This window comes from Thermus sp. (assembly GCF_040290245.1).
GTDB lineage: Bacteria > Deinococcota > Deinococci > Deinococcales > Thermaceae > Thermus_A.
This window is the reverse complement of sequence record NZ_PSMQ01000021.1, coordinates 1-18,265: the sequence shown is the minus strand read 5'-3', so window position 1 is coordinate 18,265 and position 18,265 is coordinate 1. Positions and strand designations below refer to the sequence as shown.

Sequence of the window (18,265 nt, the reverse complement as noted above, 5' to 3'; positions counted from 1 at the left end):
TCCTCAGCGCCTCCAACCCACCCCCAGGCAAGGGATGGGTCTCGAGGCGGAGGGAAAGCCGGATCCGCTCGCCCGGCTTCACCTTCAGCCGGACTCTGGGCACTTCTTCTTCAAAAACTCCAAGGGAATGTGGCTGATCTCCAACTCGGTGACCTTCTGGCCTGGCCTTGTGGACGGAAGGGGGAGGAGGGCTTCCTCTCCGAAGGCGGTGTAGTAGAGGGCAACCCGCATCCTTTCAAGCTTACCGGCCTCCCCCTTTACAATGCCTACATGAGGAGGCGGCTCCTTACCCCTGGGCCTGTGGAACTCCACCCGAAGGCTCTTCTGGCCCTTTCCCAGCCCCAGCTCCACCACCGCACCGAGGAGGCTCGAAGAGCGGTTTTGAAGGTGAGAAGAGGGCTCAAGCAGGCTTTTCAAACGGAAGGGGAGGTCCTCATCCTCACCGGAAGCGGGACCTTGGCCCTGGAGGCTTTGGCCCTCAACCTCTTTGATCCGGGTGAGAGGGTCCTGGTCCCCGTGACGGGGAAGTTCTCGGAGCGCTGGGCCGAGATTGCCCTGGCCCTGGGGCTTTCCGTGGACCGGTTGGACCTGGCCTGGGGAGGGGTCATCCCCCCGGAGGCGGTGGCCCGGCCCGGCTACCGGGGGCTTTTCCTCACCCACTCCGAGACCTCCACCGGGGCCTTGAACGACGTGAGGAGCCTGGCCGAGGCGTTTAAGGATCGGAATCCCGAAGGGCTTGTGGTGGCGGATATGGTGACCAGCCTCCTCCTCACGGAGGTGGCCCTCGAGGCCTGGGGGATTGACGCGGCCGCCAGCGGAAGCCAGAAGGGCCTGATGTGCCCCCCAGGCCTCTCCTTTGCCGCCCTCTCCCCCCGGGCGGTGCAGGCGCTGAAGCCCAAAGGGTACTACCTCAACCTCAAAAACGAGCTCAAGGCCCAGGCGGAAGGGGAAACCGCCTACACCCCGGCCATCAACCTGGTTTTGGCGGTGGAGGGCGTCTTGGCCGACCTCCTGCCCAGCCTTCCGGAGCATCTGGCCCTCAAAAAGTGGCAGACCGGCCTGCTTTACCAGGTGGGGGAGGAGCTTGGCCTCAGGCCCGTTCCTGAGGAAAAAAGCCCCGCCACCTCCGCCTTCTACCTGCCCGAGGGGGTTCCCTACGCCAAGGTCAAGGGGGCCTTCGCCCGAAGAAACGCGGTGATCGCGGGAGGGCAGGGCCCTTTAAAGGGCCGGATCTTCCGCCTCTCCCTCATGGGCCACTTTGACCGGTACGATGCCCTAGGGGTCGCGATGCTGTTTAAGGAAGCCTGGGACGAGGTGGCGGGCTAAGCCTCCCCTCGATATTCGGAAACTTTTTTGAGCATCTCCTCGAGGCTGTAGACCGCCCGGCTTCCGCCGATCAGCCGGGGGCGGGTCCGGGCAGCGATTAACACCGCCTCCCCGATCTTCCGGATGGGAAGCCGCACGGGGACCACCACGGGCCTCAGGTGCATTCCGATCAGCACCCCTCCGATGTCCATGCCCCCGTGGGCCTGGGCCCTTAGGGATTCCACCATCACCGGCTCTTCCATCTTGAGAAAGGCCGCGCTGGCCAGGGCTCCTCCGGCCTTGGGATGAGGGAAGACGGTCACCTCCTCCAGGCCGTACGCCTGGGCGGTTTTTCGCTCCACCACCAAAGCCCGGTTGAGGTGCTCGCACCCCTGGACCGCCAGGTGGACCCCCCGCGCCCTAAGAAAGGGCAAAACAACCTCTAGGATGGCCTCTGCGGCCTCGAGGCTCGGGCGGCTTCCCACCCGCTCCCCCAGGACCTCGCTCGTCGACCCGCCTAGGACGAAAAGCCCCCCTTCGGGAAACGGGGCTTCAAAGTAGGCCTCGAGGGCCTCTTTCATCTGGGCTTTTAGGTTTGTCATGCCCTCATTCTAAGCGCCCCGCCCTTCAGGCCATCAGGTCCAGGAGGATGAAGAGGAACATCCCCAGGCTCACGCCCACGTTGGCCTGGAAAAAGGCCAGCTCCACCTTGGAGAGGTCCTGGGGGGAGACCAGCCGGTGCTCGTAGACCAGAAGTCCTCCCACCAGACCCAGCCCCAGGTAGTACCAAGGGCCGGTCCCGTAAGAGACCCCCGCCATGAGAAGGCTGGCCCAGGCCAGGGCGTGGTTTAGGCGCGCGATCTGAAGGGCCTTAGCAAGGCCAAACCGGGCGGGGATGCTCTTCAGGCCAAAGGCGCGATCGAAGGCGTAGTCCTGGGTGGCGTACAGGATGTCAAACCCGGCGATCCAAAGCCCCACCCCCGCCCAGAGCCAGTAGGCGGTAGGGGCAAAGCTGCCTGTGACCGCGATCCACCCCCCCGCGGCCGCCGCACCGATGGTAAGGCCTAAGACGTAGTGGCAAAGCCAGGTAAAGCGCTTGGTGTAGCTGTAGAGGGTGAGGAAAACAACCGCCACGGGCAGCAGCCTTGCGGTAAGGGGGTTTAAGGAGAGGCCCGCGTAGAGGAGGAGGGAAAACCCCACCCCTGCCAGGGCCAAGACCGCTTTGGGCCGGACCAGTCCTTGGGGGAGGTGCCGGTTTTGCGTCCTGGGGTTCAGGGCGTCGATCCGCCAGTCGATGAGCCGGTTCAGGGCCATGGCCATCGTCCTTGCCCCCACCATGGCCAGGGTGACCAGAAGGAAGATCCGCCATCCAGGCCACTTTCCGGCCGCGAGGAGCATCCCCCCATAGGCGAAGGGGAGGGCGAAGAGGGTGTGTTCAAAGCGGACCAGGTCCAGATAGACTTTGAGCCTCATCCCTTGCGCACCTCGAGGATGCGGTTCTTCTCATCCACCAGGACGACGGTGGGCTTAAGGGCGCGGGCCTCCTCCTCGTCGAAGACGCCGTAAGCCACAAGGATGATCAGGTCCCCGGGCTTGACCAGGTGGGCGGCGGCCCCGTTGATCCCGATCGTGCCGGACCCCCTTTCCCCGGGGATGGCGTAGGTGGTAAGCCGGGCCCCGTTGGTGAGGTCGTAGATGTCCACCTGTTCGTAAGGCAGGATGCCCGCGGCCTCCAAAAGGTCCTGGTCCACCGTCACCGAACCCACGTAGTCGAGGTTGGCTTCCGTGACGGTGGCCCGGTGGATCTTGGCGTGAAACATCACCCGCTTCACAAGGTCTAAGTCTATCCCTCGTCCAGGCCCTTGGGTAGGCTCCCCTCCACGAAAAGGGTCTTGGCCTGGGTGTAGAGGACCTGGCCGGGGGCTGCCTTCCTGGGCCGCCAGACGTGCTTCTTGCGGGTGTAGTCCACGGGCACCTGCTTTTCCTCCCTGGCCTTGGAATGGTAGGCGGCAAGCTGGGCGGCGAAGAGGAGGTCCTCCAGGCTTGGGGACCTCCCCTCGGTCCTCAGGATGACATGGCTTCCCGGGACCCCCTGGGCGTGGAACCAGAGGTCCTCCGAGTGGGCCATGCGGGTGAGGAGGTCGTTCTCCTTAGCGTTCCGGCCCACCCAGACGGTAAACCCCGAGGGGGAGGTGTAGCGGAGGCCTAGGGGTTTTTCCGCCTTGGGCTTTCCCGCCTGCTTAAGGAGGGCCTCCAAGGGGGCCTCGCGGACCCGGGCCATCTCCTCCTCCAGGTCCGAAATGGCCTCCTCTGTCTTTGGGATGAGCTCTAAGGCACGCTCTGCCAGGGCCTCGAGCCTCTTCGCCCGCTCGTAGAGCCTGGCGGCGTTTTCCGCCGGGCTGAGCCCCGCTTCCAGGGAGAGGCTCAGGGGCCTCCCTTCAAAGTCCTCCAAGGCCACCTCCTTCGCGCCCTTGGGCAGCCGGTGCAGGTTGGCCATAAGAAGGTCCGCCTTGCGGCGAAGGGCCTGGGCTTCCTCCAAGCGCTCCAAGGCCTTTTGGTAGTCGGCCAGCCGGGCCAGAAGGGTTTGTTTCTTTCGCTCTAGGGCCTCGAGGAGGGGCTTCCGCAGGGCTTCTCTTTCCTCCTCGGCCCACCTTCGCTTGAGCGTTTCCGCAAGCTCGGTGCGGGTATGGGGGTCTTCCAAAAGCCGCCGGATCTCCTCATAAAGACGGGGGAGGTGGGCCGCCTCGAGGAGGGTTTCCGGAGTAAGGTCCATCCGGGCGGCCAGCTCCTTTAAAAGCTCTGGACCGATTCCGTCCACTGCTTTCGGCACATCCTTAAAGGGCTTACCCAGAAGGCTTTTCAGGTCCTGAGGAGTCAGGGTGCGGGGGTCCAGCTTCTCGTAGGGGGGCGGAGGGGTGTAGGGAAGACCCGGCCTCAGCTCCCGGTAGCGGTTGACCGCCCGGGTGATGACCCGGTCCACGCCCAGGATGCGGTTCTCCTCGTTCAGAAGGAGGAGGTTGGCGTTCCGACCCGTGGCCTCAAAGACCAGGCGGTGGGGCGGGGTGTCCACAAACCCCTTCTCCCCCCCGAAGTCAAAGATGGCCACCCGGTCCAGCTTGAGCTGGTCTGCCCGCACGAGAGGGCCCTTGAGCCGGGCCTCCAGCATCCGCTGAAAAGGGGTTTTGGCTTCGCCGAGAAGCCGCCCTTCCTCCAGGTAAAGCCCGGGTTTGGGAGGGCGGTAATGGAGGACGAGGTTGGCGACCCGCCCCTCCTTCCCTTTTAAGAGGATGGCCACGGTTTCCTCCTCGGGGAAGGCCAGGCCCAGGTTCTGGGCAGGAAGCTCTGGGAGAGCCTTTAGAAGGGCATGGAGGAGGAGTCCTTCCATTTTCGCATCTGAACTAGAAAGGCCGTGTGCCCTACCTGCTGGAAGCTTGGATGGGCCACGGGAAGGCGGATATCCCAGCTTCGGTGCTGGACCTCCAGCACCTTCTCTAGGGCCAAGGGAACCCCCTGGGCCCGCTGGAGGAGCTCGATGACCTGGGTGATGTTGGGCAGGTAGGCGACCAAAAAGCGGTCGGTCTTCAACGCCGCCACAGCCTTTTCCAAAACGGTCCAGGGTTCCATCAGGTCCAGGGCCACCCCGTCGAAGCCCTCCTCGGGGAGCTGGGCCTCTTCCAGACCCCCTAGGACGAAGTCCACGTTGTCCAGCTGGGAAAAGGCCCGCACGTTCTCCTGGGCCTGTCGGAGGTGGTGGGGCCGTTTCTCGTAGCTGACCACCCTGCCTTCTTGGCCCACCGCCCGGGCGAGGAAAAGGGTGAGTCCCCCGCTTCCCGTGCCCGCCTCCAGCACCCTTGCTCCGGGGAAGAGGTCCAGAAGCATGACCATGGCGGCCGCGTCCTTGGGGTAGGTGGGGGTGGCCGCCCGGCGCATATGGAGGACGTACTCCTCCAGGCTGGGTCGGTGGACGGAAAGCCCCTCTCCCAGATGGGTGTACACCCTTCCCCCGGGGCCAGCGCTCTGGATCGCCTCGTGGGACACGTTGCCCCTGTGGTGGCTGAAAACCCCTCCTTCCCTGAGCCTTAGGAGGTAGGCCCGGCCCTTCCCGTCCTTGAGGACGACCCACTCCCCAAAGCGCATACCCTACCTATCCTGGCACAACGGGAAGGGTTTTTCCTAGCCCTCGCCAAGACGGGGCCGGAGGATCCCAGGCCCTTAAACCTTGAAGAAGTGTTCCACCGGCAAGACGAAGACCACCGCCCCGCCCACCTGGACCTCTATCGGCTGGGCCAAAAAGGGGTCCGGGGCCTCGGCCAGGGGTACCCCCGGGGTGACGAGCCGGGTCCGGGTCCGGCACTTCTCCCGAATGATCTCCAAGGCCTCTCCCAGCCGTTCATCCTCCACGCCGATGAGGAGGGTGGTGTTCCCCTCCCGGAGGAAGCCCCCCGTGGAGGCCAGCTTGGTGGATTGGAAGCCCTTTTCCAAAAGGGCCTTGGTCAGACCGGGGGCGTCCGTGTCCTGGACGATGGCGAGGATGAGCTTCATTGGGGCTTAGTATACACCACCCGGTGCCAGGCCTGGAGGGGCTGGACCCGAAGGGGGTTTGCCCGGGCGGTGAGGATGGCTTTAAGGCTCCATAGGGCCCCCTCCTTGGTGGTGATGAAGGGGAGGCCCCGCTCCACCGCCCGGCGAAGTTCAGCGTGGGGGGTGAAGGCCAGGAGGAGGTCATATGCCTCATCTTGGGTTTTCTCAAACCCCGCCTCGAGGTAGGCCCGCTCCACCTCCTCGGGCACGGCGATGAACCGCACCCGGCCGACCAAAGGAAGCCTCTGCCCGGCTCCGAGCTCCGCCTTGTAGTACGCCAGATAAGGGTCCTGGTCCAGGCCCATGCTCTCCCCGGTGGAGCGCATCTCCGGCCCCAGCCAGGGGATGACCCCGGGGAATTTGAGCCAAGGGATGACCACCTCCTTGACCGCGTAGTAGGGGGGCCTGGGGTCCAGATCCTTTACCCCCAGTTCCTTAAGGGTCTTGCCCACGGCGATCAAGGCGGCGAGCTTGGCCAGAGGGACCCCGATGGCCTTGGAGACGAAGGGTACGGTGCGGCTTGATCGGGGGTTGGCCTCGAGGATGTAGACTTCCCCCCCTAAGACCGCGTACTGAACGTTTAAAAGCCCCTTTACCCCCAGGGCCAGGGCCAGGCGGCGGGTGTAGGCGCGCACCTTTTCCAGGATCTCCTCGGGGAGGCTCACGGGAGGGAGGATGGTGGCCGAGTCCCCCGAGTGGATCCCCGCCTGTTCGATGTGCTCCAAGATGCCCGCCACCATCACCTCCTGCCCGTCGGAAAGCGCATCCACGTCCAGCTCTAAAGCGCCTTCCAGGTACCGGTCCAAAAGGATGGAGGGCTTTTCCGCCAGCTCCGCATAGACCTCCTCGAGGTAGGCCCTAAGCTCCTCTGGGCCCCGGCAGACCTGTATGGCCCGCCCCCCCAGGACGTAGCTGGGCCGGACCATCAGGGGATAGCCGAGCTCCTCCGCAAGCCGGAGGGCCTCCTCTGGGGTCTCGGCCACCCGGCCTTTGGGCTGGGGAATCCCCAGGCTTTGGCAGAGCGCACCAAAGGCCGCCCGGTCCTCCGCCTGGTGGATGGCCTCCGCGGGGGTGCCGAGAAGCCTGACCCCCGCTTTTTCCAGCCCCCGGGCGAGCTTCAAGGGGGTCTGCCCCCCCAAGGTGGCGATCACCCCCAGGGGTTTCTCGTGCTCCACCAGGTTGAGGACATCCTCGAGGCTCAAGGGCTCAAAATAGAGCCGGTCGGCGGTGTCGTAGTCGGTGGAGACCGTCTCGGGGTTGGAGTTGACCATCAGGGTCTCGTACCCCGCCTCCTTAAGCGCCCAGACCGCATGGACGGTGGCGTAGTCAAACTCCACCCCTTGGCCGATCCGGATAGGCCCCGAGCCCAGGATGACCACCTTGGGCTTTGTCGTGGGCCGGACCTCGTCCTCCAGCTCGTAGGTGGAGTAGTGATAGGGGGTATAGGCCTCGAACTCCGCCGCGCAGGTATCCACCGTCTTATAGACCGGGACCACCCCCAAAGCTTTTCGCTCCTGCCGCACCTCTTCCTCGGTCTTACCCGAAAGCGCCGCCAGATGCGGGTCGGAAAACCCCAGCCCCTTGAGCCAGAGGAAGCCCTCCTTGTCCTGGGGCCAGTACCCCCGCCGAACCGTCTCCTCGGCCTCGGCGACCTCCTTGAGCTGGTGGAGGAACCAAGGGTCGATATAGGTCTCCCGGTGGAGCGCCTCCACCGCCTCTCCCCGGCGCAGGAGCTCAAAAAGGGCGTGGATGCGGTTGGGGTTGGGGTATAAGAGGCCGTAGAGCGCCTGGGTGGAAAGGCTGGAAAGCTCCTTCCTCACATCGGCCTCCAGCCCCCTGAGCGCCTTCATCAGGGCCTCCTTGAAGGTGCGGCCGATGGCCATCACCTCGCCCACGCTTTTCATCTGCGTTCCGAGCTCATCCTTGAGCCCGCCCAGGAGGTTGGGCAGGGTCTTGAACTTCTCAAAGGCGAAGCGGGGGATCTTGACCACCACGTAGTCGATCGTGGGTTCGAAGGAGGCGGGGGTTTTCCGGGTGATGTCGTTGGGCAGCTCGTCCAGCCGGTAGCCCACCGCCAAAAGGGCGGCGATCTTGGCGATGGGGAAGCCCGTGGCCTTGGAGGCCAAGGCGCTGGAGCGGGAGACCCGGGGGTTCATCTCGATGACCACCTGCCGGCCCGTCTTCGGGTCCACCGCAAACTGAATGTTGGACCCCCCGGTGTCCACCCCGATCTCCCGGATGATGGCCTTGGCCGCGTCCCGCATCCTCTGGTACTCCACGTCGGAAAGGGTCTGGGCGGGGGCCACGGTGATGGAATCCCCGGTGTGGACCCCCATGGGGTCAAAGTTCTCGATGCTGGTGATGATGACCACCGTGTCCGCGTGGTCCCGCATCACCTCCAGCTCAAACTCCTTCCAGCCGAGGACGGACTCCTCCACCAAAGCGGTGTGGACGGGGGAAAGCCTCAGGCCCCGGCCCAGGACCTCGAGGAGCTCCTCCTCGCTCCTCGCGATGCCGCCCCCTGTCCCCCCCAGGGTGAAGGAGGGCCGGACCACCACGGGGAAGCCCACCTCTCGGGCGAAGGCCAGCCCCTCCTCCAGGCTTGCCACCATCCTTCCCCGGGGCACCTCGAGGCCGATCCTCCGCATGGCCTTTTGGAACGCCTCCCGGTCCTCTCCCTTTTTGATGGCCTCCGCTTTAGCCCCGATGAGCTCCACCCCATACCGGTCCAGAACCCCTTCCTCGTAGAGCGCCATGGAGAGGTTCAAGGCGGTCTGCCCGCCCAGGGTGGGTAGGAGGGCATCCGGGCGTTCCTTCGCGATAATTTTTTCTAAAAATTCCAGGGAGAGGGGCTCGAGGTAGGTGGCCCCTGCCAGGTCGGGATCGGTCATGATGGTGGCGGGGTTGGAGTTCACCAAAACCACCTCGTACCCCGCCCCCTTTAGGGCCTTTAAGGCCTGTGTTCCCGAGTAGTCGAACTCCGCAGCCTGCCCGATGGTAATGGGGCCAGAGCCAATGATCAGGATTTTCCTGAGGTCTCTTCTCGGCGGCATCGCACACCCAGAGGCCAAGGATACCATGAAGCCCTGGGGGGAGGGAAGGCATAAATACGCGTAGGCTGGTGGAGGTAGACCCGAAGCCGCCGGGGGGAAGGCCTGGCTCGGTGAATAAAATTGCGTAAGCGACCCTCTCGGGCTGTGGCAGAATGGAGGGATGAGGGCGGTGCGGAAGGAGGAGGTGCAGGGCCTCCTGGACCGGGGGGCCTTGGTGGTGGATGTCCGGCCCAAGGACAAGCGGATGACCCCCCTGCCCTTTCCCTCGGTCTGGCTCCCGGTGGAGGCCATCCAGAAGGGGTCCTATGACCTGCCCAAGGACCGGCCGATCCTCCTCGTCTGTGAGAAGGGGCTGATCTCCCAGGTGGCGGGGCTTTACCTGGAATCGGACGGGTACCCGGAGGTCTACAGCCTCGAGGGGGGCTTAAGGGCCTTGACGGAGGGGTGAGACCCGCTTAGAATGGCGGGTGCTGAGCGTGGTGAGCGTAGCTCAGCTGGTTAGAGCACCGGTCTGTGGAACCGGGGGTCGTGGGTTCGAGTCCCATCGCTCACCCCAACCCCACCACCCCGAAAGGGGTGGTATTTTGGAGGGGGCTTCGCCCCCATGCGAGGATGGCGGAACCGGTAGACGCGCCGGACTTAGGATCCGGTGGGGTAACCCGTGCGGGTTCAAGTCCCGCTCCTCGCACCAAAAGGCGGAGCCCCCCTCGTGTGAGGTGAACCGTGGCAGAAATCCTTGAACGCTCCGGCTACCGGGTGCTCCTTAAGGTGGAAGTCCCCGCGGAAACCGTCCAGAACCGATACCAGGCGATGCTTTCCGAGTATCAGAGGCGGGTGAGAATCCCCGGCTTCCGCCCAGGCAAGGCCCCCCTCAAGGTGGTGGAGGCCCGGTTGGGTAAGGAGGAGCTTAGGGCCGAGCTCAAAGAACGCCTGGTGGACGAGACCTACCCCCAGGCGGTGGCGGAGTTGAGCCTCATCCCCGTGGCCGCCCGGGTGGTGGAGGAGCGGCTCGAGGAGGGGCAGCCCTTTGTGTACGTGGCCGAGGTGGAGACCTACCCGGAGGTGAAACTACCCGACTGGCGCGGCTTTACCCTGGAGGCCAAGGCCCTCGAGGTCACAGAGGAGATGGTGGATAAGGCCCTGGAGGAGCTTAGGGCCAAGTACGCCGAGCTCGTCCCCGTGGAAAGGGGAGCAGAGGAGAAGGACCATGTCTTTTTAGAGACGGAGGAAGGGGCTCAGTTCCCCGTTGACCTGGAAAAGGCCCTTCCCCATGTGCGGGAGGCCCTGTTGGGCAGGCGGGCGGGGGAGGAGACCTTGGTCCCCGTGAAGGACGAGGAGGGCCGGACCCTCCGGGAGGTCAGGGTCAAGGTCCTCGAGGTCAAGACCCTTCAGTACCCCGGGCTGGACGAGGAGTTCGCCAAGACGGTGGGCGTGGAGAGCCTGGAGGATCTCCGGTCTAAGGTGCGCCAGAGCCTGGAGGCGGAGGCGAAGCGTCAGCACCAGGAGGCGCTCAAGGAGGAGCTCCTCCAGAAGCTGGCCCAGGGCCTGGAAGCGGAGATCCCCCCTTCCATGGTCCGGCAGGAGGAGCGCCACCTCCTGGAGCACCTGGCCGAGGACCTGGCCCGGACGGGTGTCCGCCTCGAGGACTATCTAAAGAGCCTTAAGGAAAAGGGCGAGTACGAGAAGTTCGTGGAGGACCTAAAAAAAGCCTCTTTGGACCGGGTTAAGAAGGCCTTGGCCAAGGAAAAACTCGCGGAAGAGCTTGCCACGGAGCTTTCGGAAGAGGAGTGGCAGGCCTACCTACAGGCCCTGGCCCGAAGCCTGGGCACCAGCGTGGAAGGTCTGAAGGCCGAGCTTAAAGAGCAGGGCCTGGCCCGGCTTAAGGCGCAGCGGATCCAGGAGAAGGCCCTGGAGGAGGCGGTCCGCATCCTTTCCGCGTGACCTCCTCCCTCGAAAGAGCGATGTGTAAGAAGGCGCGGGGTTTTCCCCGCGCCTTCTGCTATAGTTAGGCTTGGTATGGTCATCCCTTACGTGATCGAACAAACCGCCCGCGGGGAGCGGGTCTACGACATCTACTCCCGCCTTTTGAAAGACCGCATCATCTTCCTGGGCACCCCCATAGACGCCCAGGTGGCCAACGTGGTCGTGGCCCAGATGCTCTTCCTGGACGCTCAGAACCCCAACCAGGAGATCAAGCTCTACATCAACTCCCCGGGCGGGGAGGTGGACGCGGGGCTCGCTATCTACGACACCATGCAGTTCGTCCGCGCCCCGGTTTCCACCATCGTCATCGGGATGGCCGCCTCCATGGCCGCGGTCATCCTCGCCGCCGGGGAGAAGGGGCGGCGGTTCGCCCTGCCCCATTCCAAGGTGATGATCCACCAGCCCTGGGGTGGGGTGCGGGGCACGGCCAGCGACATCGCGATCCAGGCCCAGGAGATCCTCAAGGCCAAGAAGCTTTTGAACGAGATCCTGTCCAGGCACACCGGCCAGCCCTTGGAAAAGGTGGAGCGGGATACGGACCGGGATTACTACCTCTCGGCCCAGGAAGCCTTGGAGTACGGTCTAGTGGACCAGGTGGTGAGCCGTGAGGAGGCCTAGACCCATCTGCAGCTTCTGTGGCCGACGCCCGCCGGAGGTGGACAGGCTCTTGGAAAGCCCGGTGGCAGACGCGTACATCTGCGACGAGTGCGTGGAAAGGGCCCTGGAAATCCTCCGGGATGAGAAAAAACCCCTCTTCCGAGGGCCAAGCCGCCTGCCCAAGCCCCCGGAGATCAAGGCCTACCTGGACCAGTACGTGGTGGGCCAGGAGGAGGCCAAGAAGGTCCTAAGCGTGGCCGTGTACAACCACTACAAGCGCCTCCTCCACCCCGAGGCGGAGATCGGCAAGTCCAACATCCTTCTCATTGGCCCCACGGGGACGGGAAAGACCCTCCTCGCCGAGACCCTGGCCCGGTTTTTGGAGGTCCCCTTTGCCATCGCGGACGCCACCACCTTGACGGAGGCCGGCTATGTGGGGGAGGACGTGGAAAACGTCCTTTTGCGCCTCCTTCAGAACGCGGACTTCGACGTGGAAGCTGCCCAGCAGGGGATCGTCTACATCGATGAGATCGACAAGATTGCCCGCAAGTCGGAAAACCCTTCCCTCACCCGGGATGTCTCGGGGGAAGGGGTCCAGCAGGCCCTCTTAAAGATCATCGAGGGCACCATCGCCAATGTCCCGCCTCAAGGAGGAAGGAAACACCCCCACCAGGAGTTCATCCCGGTGAACACCAAGAACATCCTCTTCATCCTCGGAGGGGCGTTTGAGGGCCTGGAAAACATCGTCCGGGCCCGGACGGAGGAAAAGGCGGTGGGCTTTACCCGGTCCAAATCCAAGGAGGAGCCCAAGGAGATCCTCCCAGAGGACCTCATCAAGTTCGGGATGATCCCCGAGTTTGTAGGCCGGGCCCCCCTGATCGTCCAGCTCCATCCCCTGGATGAGGAGGCCCTCGTACGGATCCTGACCGAACCGAAAAACGCCCTGGTCAAGCAGTACCAGGAGCTTTTGCGCATGGAGGGGATTGAGCTCCGCTTTACGCCGGCTGCCTTGCGGGAGATCGCCCGGCGGGCCTTAAGGCGGAAGACCGGGGCCCGGGGGCTTAGGGCTCTGATGGAGAAGGTGATGGTGGAACTCATGTACGAGGCGCCGGGCTCGGGGGTGCGGGAGCTGGTTATAGACCTCCCGCACCTGGACGCTCCCCTAAAGGCCCTGGAGGAGGCCCGGCTCAGGCAAGCTTCCTGACCAGCTCCTCCTTCAGGGCAAACAGGCGCTCGGAAAGGGAGACGTGGTAGATGTGGGGGTTGACCAGGCGGCGCACCCCCGGATCCAGCCGCTGGATATCCTTGGCCCGCCGTTCCTGGAGGAGGGGGAGGGGAAGGGGGTCGAAGAGGCGGCGGCCCCGGTAGACCTCCTCCAAAAGGGGCTCGAGGGTGTACCGCCCGGGCGGAAGGGTGCGGCGCTTGGTGGTGTCCTGGGGGTGGCGGAGGACCAAGGGGGCTGAGGGGTCTAGGACCTCCTCCGCAAGGGTTAAAAGGTCAGCAGTGGCCAGGCCCCGCTCGTCGTAGACCCGATAGACCCGTTTATGACCGGGGTTGAGAACCTTTTCCAGGGAGTCGCTGACCTTGATGGCCGGGGCCCAGGCGCCGTCCGTGCGCACCGCCACGAGCTTGTACACCCCGCCCAAAGCGGGGGCCCCCCAGGAGACCACCATCCTGGTCCCCACCCCGTAGACCAGCCGCCGGATCAGCCGGTCCGGGTCCACCCCGTACCGGGGCGCCTCTTCCTGGATCTGGCTTTTGATCTGCCAGATGACGAGCTCGTCCAGATCCCCGGAAAGGACGATGAGGGTTTCGGAGAACCCCGCCTTATCCAACTCCTTGGCCACCTGGATGGCCAGGTAGGCCAGATCTCCAGAGTCGATCCGCACCCCCACGGGTCGGTGCCCTTTTTTCCTAAGGCTTTCAAAGACCTGGATGGCGTGCGGGAGGCCTGAGTGGAGGGTGTCCACCGTGTCCAAAAGGAGGATGGTGTCATCGGGGAAGACCTCCGCGAAGGCCTGGAAGGCTTCCAGCTCGCTATAGCCCAGGGCCAGGTAGGCCTGGACCAGGCTGTGGGCGTGGGTTCCAGAGGAGGGGAGGCCAAGAAGGTGGGATAAGCTCACGGCGCTGCTCCGGTTGGCCCCGCCGATAAGGCTGGCCCGGGTGGCGGCCTCTCCGCCCTTGGCCGGGGCCCGGCGCAGGCCGAACTCCAGCACCACCGCCTCCCCCGCGGCCTCCCGGACCCGGCTGGCCTTGGTGGCGATCAGGGTCTCGTAGTTGATCCGGTTCAAAAGAGCGGTTTCCAGGAGCTGGGCCTGGAGAAGCGGGCCTTCCACCGCGATGAGGGGGACCTGGGGGTGGGCCACCCGGCCCTCGGGGAGGGCCCGGAGGGTAAGCCCTTGGAACCCGCCCATCTCGTTCAGATAGCGAAGGTAATCCTGGTCAAAAAGGGGTTTCCCACTCCGGCTTTTGAGGGTCCTGAGGGCCTCGAGTTCCTCTTTTTGGAAGCGGGCGGTCTCCATCCAGCTCAGAAGGGGGTCCAGCCCCGCGAAAACGGCGTACCCCGCCTGGTGGGCCCCGTAGTCGGGGTTTTTACGATAGAAGGCCTCAAAGAGGGCCTCCCGTTCGTGCAGGCCCATGCGGAAGTAGACCTGCCCCATGGTGAGCTGGTAGAGGTCGGTGTAAAGGATGCCGAAGGGGTCCATGCCCCCTAGCATAGCGCGCCTTTTTCTGCTAAAGTAATGGGTTATATGGTGCGGACCCACGCCTGTAGCCCCGGTTGCCGCCACCACCTTGGGGGGGCAGGCTGGGGGGAGGCCCCTCTGGTGCGGCTCGGCTACAACAAGGAGGCCCGTGCCCGCCGCTTCCCCTACCTGCAGGCCCTTTCCGAACGGGTCCTGGTCTTTGACGGGGCTATGGGGACGGAGCTGCAAAAGCGGGACCTCACCCCGGAGGACTACGGGGGAGAGGCCTACTACGGCTGCCCTGAGGTCCTGAACCGTACCCGGCCCGAGGTGGTCCAGGAGATCCACCTGTCCTACCTCGAGGCCGGGGCCGAGGTCATTGAGACGAACTCCTTTGGGGCCTTGCGCCACGTCCTGAGCGAGTACGGCCTGGGGCAGGAGGCGGAGGGGCTCGCCTACCTCGCGGCCAAAATCGCTAAGGAAGCGGCAGGGCCCTATGGGGCCTTCGTGGCCGGGGCGTTGGGCCCGGGGACGAAGCTCATCTCCTTGGGCCAGATCGGCTGGGAGGAGCTTTTTTCCGCTTACAAAGAGGCGGTTCGGGGCCTCATCCGGGGGGGTGCGGACCTTATTCTCCTTGAGACCGCCCAGGATATCCTCCAGGTCCGGTGCGCTGTCTTGGCCGCCCGGGAGGCCATGACGGAGCTGGGTGTGGAGCTGCCCATCCAGGTCCAGGTGACCATGGAGGCGACGGGGACGATGCTTTTGGGGACGGATGAGCAGGCGGCCTTGGCCGCTTTGGAGAGCCTGCCCATAGATGTGGTGGGGATGAACTGCGCCACCGGTCCTGACCTCATGGACACCAAGATCCGCTACTTCGCCCAGGAGAGCACCCGCTTTGTGGCCTGCCTGCCCAACGCGGGCCTGCCCCGCAACGAGGGGGGGAGGGTGGTCTACGACCTCTCCCCGGAGGAGCTGGCCCGGTGGCATCTCAAGTTCGTCACCGAGTACGGGGTGAACGCGGTGGGTGGATGCTGCGGCACCGGTCCCCTCCACATCCAGAAGGTGGCCCAAGTGGTCAAGGGCAGGCCCGCCCCCCTGCGCAAGCGCTTTTTTCCACCCCAGGTGGCCTCCTTATACCAGGCGGTCCCCCTTAGGCAGGAGACGAGCCTCCTTTTGGTGGGCGAAAGGTTGAACGCCACGGGGAGCAAACGCTTCCGGGAGATGCTTTTCGCTGGGGACCTGGAGGGCATCTTGGCCTTGGCCCAGGAGCAGGTGGCCGAGGGGGCGCATGTGCTGGACCTCTCCGTGGCCTGGACGGGGCGGAGCGAGCTTGAGGACATGAAAACGGTCCTCTCCAAGCTGGCCACGGGGGTGACGGTTCCCTTCATGGTGGACTCCACCAGCCCCGAGGCGATGGAGGAGGCCCTAAAGCGCCTGGGTGGCCGGGCCATCCTGAACTCCGCCAACCTCGAGGACGGTCTGGAGAGGTTTGACCGGGTGGCCTCCTTGGCCAAGGCCCACGGCGCAGCCCTGGTGGCCTTGGCCATCGACGAGGAGGGGATGGCCAAGACCCAAAAGCGGAAGGTAGAGGTGGCCCTCCGCATGTACGAGCGCCTCACCGAGCACCACGGGTTCCGTCCGGAGGACCTGCTCTTTGACCTCCTCACCTTCCCCATCACCCAAGGGGACGAGGAGACCAGGCCTTTGGCCCGGGAGACGCTCTTGGCCATAGAAGAGCTGAGGGGGAGGCTTCCTGGGGTGGGGTTCGTCCTAGGGGTTTCCAACGTCTCCTTCGGCTTAAAACCCAAGGCCCGCCGGGTGCTGAACTCGGTTTTCCTCGATGAGGCCCGCAAGAGGGGGCTCACCGCGGCCATCGTGGACGCGGGGAAGATCCTGCCCATAAGCCGGATTCCTGAGGAGGCCTACCGCATGGCCTTGGACCTCATCTACGACCGCCGAAAGGAGGGGTACGATCCCCTGTTCGCCTTTATGCGCTTTTTTGAGGAGCACCAGGAGGCGCTGGCCGAGGACAAGGAGGCCTTCCAGACCCTTCCGGTGGAGGAGCGGCTGAAGCGCCGGATCCTCGAAGGGAGGCGGGTGGGCCTGGAGGCGGATCTGGAAGAGGCCCTTGGGCGGCTTTCCCCCCTGGAGATCATCAACGGCCCCCTCCTTGCGGGGATGAAGGAGGTGGGGGAGCTTTTCGGGGCGGGGAGAATGCAGCTCCCCTTCGTTTTGCAGGCGGCGGAGGTGATGAAGCAGGCGGTGGCCTACCTCGAGCCCCGGATGGAGAAAAAGGGCGAGGGCAAGGGGAAGCTCGTCCTGGCCACGGTCAAGGGGGATGTGCACGACATCGGGAAGAACCTGGTGGACATCATCCTGACCAATAACGGCTACACCGTGTACAACCTGGGCATCAAGGTCCCCATCGAGGAGATGCTCAAGGCGGTGGACGAGGTCCGGCCTCACGCCCTGGGGATGAGCGGGCTTCTGGTCAAAAGCACCGTGGTCATGAAGGAGAACCTGGAGTATATGCGGGAGCGGGGGTACACCCTTCCCGTGATCCTGGGTGGGGCGGCCCTGACCCGCTCCTACGTGGAGGAGCTCCGGGCGATCTACCCCCAGGTCTACTATGCGGAGGATGCGTTTGAGGGCCTGGCCCTGATGGAGGAGATCACCGGCCACCGCCCGCCTCTTCTTACCCAGAGGCGGGTCGGCCCGGCCAGGCGAAAGGAGGCCCCACCCCCGAAGGCCAAGCCCGTGGGCCCCGCGTCTGACCTGCCCCGCCCGCCCTTCTTTGGGGTGCGGCTTGAGGAGGACTTGGACCTGGCCACCATCGCGCACTATGTGAACCGGCTGGCCCTTTACCGCGGGCAGTGGGGGTTTTCCCGTGGGGGGCTTTCCAAGGAGGAGTGGGAGGCCTATGTGAGAAAGGAGGCCGACCCCATCTTCAAGCGCCTTCTCGAGGAGGCCATGCGGGAGGGCTGGCTCAGTCCCCGGGTGCTTTACGGCTTCTTCCCCGTGGCCAGGGAGGGGGAAAGCCTTTTGGTCTTCGACCCCAGGACAGGGGAGGTTTTAGAGGCTTTCCACTTCCCCAGGCAACAAGGCGGGGGGCTGAGCCTGGTGGACTATTTCCGGCCCCGCCACGCCCCACCTTTAAAGGACGAGGAGGCTTGGCTTCCTGGCTTTGCTCAAGGAGCGCGGGACGTCCTGGGCGTGCAGCTTGTGACCATGGGGGAGGAGCCCAAGCGGAAGGCCGAGGCCCTTTACCAGACGGGCCGCTACCAGGACTATCTTTTTGTCCATGGCTTCTCTGTGGAGATGACGGAGGCCTTGGCGGAGTACTGGCACAAACGGATGCGGCAGATGTGGGGGATTGCGGGAGAGGATGCCCCAGAGATCCGCAAGCTGTTCCAGCAACACTACAGAGGGGCCCGTTACTCCTTTGGCTACCCGGCCTGCCCTGACCTTTCTGATCAGGCCAAGTTGGACCGGCTCATGGGGTTTGCCCGGGTGGGGGTGCGGCTTACGGAAAACTTCCAACTGGATCCTGAACACAGCACCAGCGCCATCGTGGTCCACCACCCCGAGGCCCGGTACTTCAACGTCTAGACCCACCAAAGGAGGGGCCAGTTGAGAAAGGCGGGGGTCACCGCCTTTTCCCTTAAAGGGGAGTGCGATCCTGGACCCGGATGGCCTCGGGGGGTTCCGCCACCAGGAGGACGTTCCCAAGATAGCCCTTTGCCCTGGGCCCCTGGAAGATCCGGTCCAGGTGCATCCCATACACCCTGGGCTTCTTTGGGGCGGCATGGCGTAGATCTTTCCCTTTAGGATGGGAAGGTGGTGGGGGTTTACGCAAGGGCGCGGGGCTTGGGCCTTAAGCCCGTTCTTTTAGAGTCTCTGGGTGCGCGGACCCCCTTTGGCCGGCTCTCCCTTCTGGGCCTTGGTCCACGACACCGCCTCGAGGTCTGGGAGGGGCGGCTTTATCTCGACGGAAGGCGGGTGGGGTCGGCTCTGGACCTCTTCGCCCACCTGCAAAAGGGACTTGGTAGGGGTTTTTTCCCA

At 64.6% G+C, this 18,265-nt stretch carries 16 protein-coding genes, 2 tRNA genes and 1 pseudogene; 9 read left to right on the top strand and 10 right to left on the bottom strand.

Annotated features, from left to right (window positions below; all coding sequences use genetic code 11):
* Window positions 1-84 precede the first annotated feature (84 nt).
* Window positions 85-231 carry a hypothetical protein gene (locus C4301_RS04650; protein WP_352413938.1) on the bottom strand — a complete coding sequence of 49 codons (147 nt, stop codon included), beginning with the start codon at window positions 229-231 and terminating at the stop codon, window positions 85-87.
* 39 nt (window positions 232-270) lie between these two features.
* Here C4301_RS04650 and C4301_RS04645 point away from each other — a divergent pair, with 39 nt between their 5' ends.
* The gene (locus tag C4301_RS04645; RefSeq protein ID WP_352413937.1) at window positions 271-1,326 is read left to right on the top strand and encodes a pyridoxal-phosphate-dependent aminotransferase family protein; all 1,056 of its coding nucleotides are present in this window, start codon (window positions 271-273) and stop codon (window positions 1,324-1,326) included.
* Here C4301_RS04645 and C4301_RS04640 read toward each other — a convergent pair.
* From C4301_RS04640 to carB, 7 genes are all read right to left on the bottom strand, one after another.
* Window positions 1,323-1,886, bottom strand: coding sequence for a TIGR01440 family protein (locus C4301_RS04640; protein WP_503012390.1), 564 nt, complete (start codon window positions 1,884-1,886; stop codon window positions 1,323-1,325). The two genes, C4301_RS04645 and C4301_RS04640, sit on opposite strands and share 4 nt — an antisense overlap.
* A 46-nt stretch (window positions 1,887-1,932) precedes the next feature.
* Window positions 1,933-2,778, bottom strand: a complete 846-nt coding sequence (gene mqnP / locus C4301_RS04635; RefSeq protein ID WP_352413935.1) for a menaquinone biosynthesis prenyltransferase MqnP — start codon at window positions 2,776-2,778, stop codon at window positions 1,933-1,935.
* The gene (gene panD, locus C4301_RS04630; RefSeq protein ID WP_352413948.1) at window positions 2,775-3,125 is read right to left on the bottom strand and encodes an aspartate 1-decarboxylase; all 351 of its coding nucleotides are present in this window, start codon (window positions 3,123-3,125) and stop codon (window positions 2,775-2,777) included. Before panD ends, mqnP begins: the two co-directional genes overlap by 4 nt.
* A gap of 23 nt (window positions 3,126-3,148) precedes the next feature.
* Window positions 3,149-4,690, bottom strand: a complete 1,542-nt coding sequence (locus C4301_RS04625) for an Rqc2 family fibronectin-binding protein (RefSeq protein ID WP_352413934.1) — start codon at window positions 4,688-4,690, stop codon at window positions 3,149-3,151.
* A complete protein-coding gene (locus C4301_RS04620) occupies window positions 4,660-5,442 on the bottom strand; it encodes a tRNA (adenine-N1)-methyltransferase (protein ID WP_352413933.1) in 783 nt (260 codons plus the stop codon). The genes C4301_RS04625 and C4301_RS04620 overlap by 31 nt, the downstream gene beginning before the upstream one ends.
* A gap of 75 nt (window positions 5,443-5,517) precedes the next feature.
* Window positions 5,518-5,847: a cyclic di-AMP receptor DarA gene (gene darA, locus C4301_RS04615; RefSeq protein WP_352413932.1), complete on the bottom strand. Its 330-nt coding sequence runs from the start codon at window positions 5,845-5,847 to the stop codon at window positions 5,518-5,520.
* The gene (carB, locus tag C4301_RS04610) at window positions 5,844-8,939 is read right to left on the bottom strand and encodes a carbamoyl-phosphate synthase large subunit (protein ID WP_352413931.1); all 3,096 of its coding nucleotides are present in this window, start codon (window positions 8,937-8,939) and stop codon (window positions 5,844-5,846) included. The genes darA and carB overlap by 4 nt, the downstream gene beginning before the upstream one ends.
* A gap of 160 nt (window positions 8,940-9,099) precedes the next feature.
* Here carB and C4301_RS04605 point away from each other — a divergent pair, with 160 nt between their 5' ends.
* The 6 genes from C4301_RS04605 (at window position 9,100) to clpX (ending at window position 12,723) form a co-directional block, all read left to right on the top strand.
* Window positions 9,100-9,387, top strand: coding sequence for a rhodanese-like domain-containing protein (locus tag C4301_RS04605; protein WP_352413930.1), 288 nt, complete (start codon window positions 9,100-9,102; stop codon window positions 9,385-9,387).
* A 31-nt stretch (window positions 9,388-9,418) separates the two neighbouring features.
* Window positions 9,419-9,495: transfer RNA gene (locus C4301_RS04600), tRNA-His, on the top strand.
* A gap of 50 nt (window positions 9,496-9,545) precedes the next feature.
* Window positions 9,546-9,630: transfer RNA gene (locus tag C4301_RS04595), tRNA-Leu, on the top strand.
* 32 nt (window positions 9,631-9,662) lie between these two features.
* Window positions 9,663-10,880: a trigger factor gene (gene tig / locus C4301_RS04590; RefSeq protein WP_352413929.1), complete on the top strand. Its 1,218-nt coding sequence runs from the start codon at window positions 9,663-9,665 to the stop codon at window positions 10,878-10,880.
* A gap of 75 nt (window positions 10,881-10,955) precedes the next feature.
* Complete coding sequence (clpP, locus tag C4301_RS04585; protein ID WP_352413928.1) at window positions 10,956-11,540, top strand: ATP-dependent Clp endopeptidase proteolytic subunit ClpP; 585 nt, start codon at window positions 10,956-10,958, stop codon at window positions 11,538-11,540.
* The gene (gene clpX / locus C4301_RS04580; protein ID WP_352413927.1) at window positions 11,527-12,723 is read left to right on the top strand and encodes an ATP-dependent Clp protease ATP-binding subunit ClpX; all 1,197 of its coding nucleotides are present in this window, start codon (window positions 11,527-11,529) and stop codon (window positions 12,721-12,723) included. Before clpP ends, clpX begins: the two co-directional genes overlap by 14 nt.
* Here clpX and C4301_RS04575 read toward each other — a convergent pair.
* On the bottom strand, window positions 12,707-14,224 hold the full coding sequence (locus C4301_RS04575; RefSeq protein WP_352413926.1) for a nicotinate phosphoribosyltransferase: 1,518 nt from the start codon (window positions 14,222-14,224) through the stop codon (window positions 12,707-12,709). The two genes, clpX and C4301_RS04575, sit on opposite strands and share 17 nt — an antisense overlap.
* Before the next feature lie 45 nt (window positions 14,225-14,269).
* Here C4301_RS04575 and metH point away from each other — a divergent pair, with 45 nt between their 5' ends.
* A complete protein-coding gene (gene metH / locus C4301_RS04570) occupies window positions 14,270-17,812 on the top strand; it encodes a methionine synthase (RefSeq protein ID WP_352413925.1) in 3,543 nt (1,180 codons plus the stop codon).
* A 52-nt stretch (window positions 17,813-17,864) separates the two neighbouring features.
* Here metH and C4301_RS04565 read toward each other — a convergent pair whose 3' ends face one another.
* The gene (locus C4301_RS04565) at window positions 17,865-17,987 is read right to left on the bottom strand and encodes a hypothetical protein (protein WP_352413924.1); all 123 of its coding nucleotides are present in this window, start codon (window positions 17,985-17,987) and stop codon (window positions 17,865-17,867) included.
* A 53-nt stretch (window positions 17,988-18,040) separates the two neighbouring features.
* Here C4301_RS04565 and C4301_RS04560 point away from each other — a divergent pair.
* Window positions 18,041-18,265, top strand: a pseudogene (locus C4301_RS04560) (aminodeoxychorismate components I/II); the annotation flags it as partial.

Excerpts from the sequence above, each read along its gene's own strand:
- C4301_RS04650 (WP_352413938.1), bottom strand. The coding sequence starts at position 231 with ATGCGGGTTGCCCTCTACTACACCGCCTTCGGAGAGGAAGCCCTCCTC.
- C4301_RS04645 (WP_352413937.1), top strand. The coding sequence starts at position 271 with ATGAGGAGGCGGCTCCTTACCCCTGGGCCTGTGGAACTCCACCCGAAG.
- C4301_RS04640 (WP_503012390.1), bottom strand. The coding sequence starts at position 1,886 with ATGAAAGAGGCCCTCGAGGCCTACTTTGAAGCCCCGTTTCCCGAAGGG.
- mqnP (WP_352413935.1), bottom strand. The coding sequence starts at position 2,778 with ATGAGGCTCAAAGTCTATCTGGACCTGGTCCGCTTTGAACACACCCTC.
- panD (WP_352413948.1), bottom strand. The coding sequence starts at position 3,125 with ATGTTTCACGCCAAGATCCACCGGGCCACCGTCACGGAAGCCAACCTC.
- C4301_RS04625 (WP_352413934.1), bottom strand. The coding sequence starts at position 4,690 with ATGGAAGGACTCCTCCTCCATGCCCTTCTAAAGGCTCTCCCAGAGCTT.
- C4301_RS04620 (WP_352413933.1), bottom strand. The coding sequence starts at position 5,442 with ATGCGCTTTGGGGAGTGGGTCGTCCTCAAGGACGGGAAGGGCCGGGCC.
- darA (WP_352413932.1), bottom strand. The coding sequence starts at position 5,847 with ATGAAGCTCATCCTCGCCATCGTCCAGGACACGGACGCCCCCGGTCTG.
- carB (WP_352413931.1), bottom strand. The coding sequence starts at position 8,939 with ATGCCGCCGAGAAGAGACCTCAGGAAAATCCTGATCATTGGCTCTGGC.
- C4301_RS04605 (WP_352413930.1), top strand. The coding sequence starts at position 9,100 with ATGAGGGCGGTGCGGAAGGAGGAGGTGCAGGGCCTCCTGGACCGGGGG.
- clpP (WP_352413928.1), top strand. The coding sequence starts at position 10,956 with ATGGTCATCCCTTACGTGATCGAACAAACCGCCCGCGGGGAGCGGGTC.
- C4301_RS04575 (WP_352413926.1), bottom strand. The coding sequence starts at position 14,224 with ATGGACCCCTTCGGCATCCTTTACACCGACCTCTACCAGCTCACCATG.
- metH (WP_352413925.1), top strand. The coding sequence starts at position 14,270 with ATGGTGCGGACCCACGCCTGTAGCCCCGGTTGCCGCCACCACCTTGGG.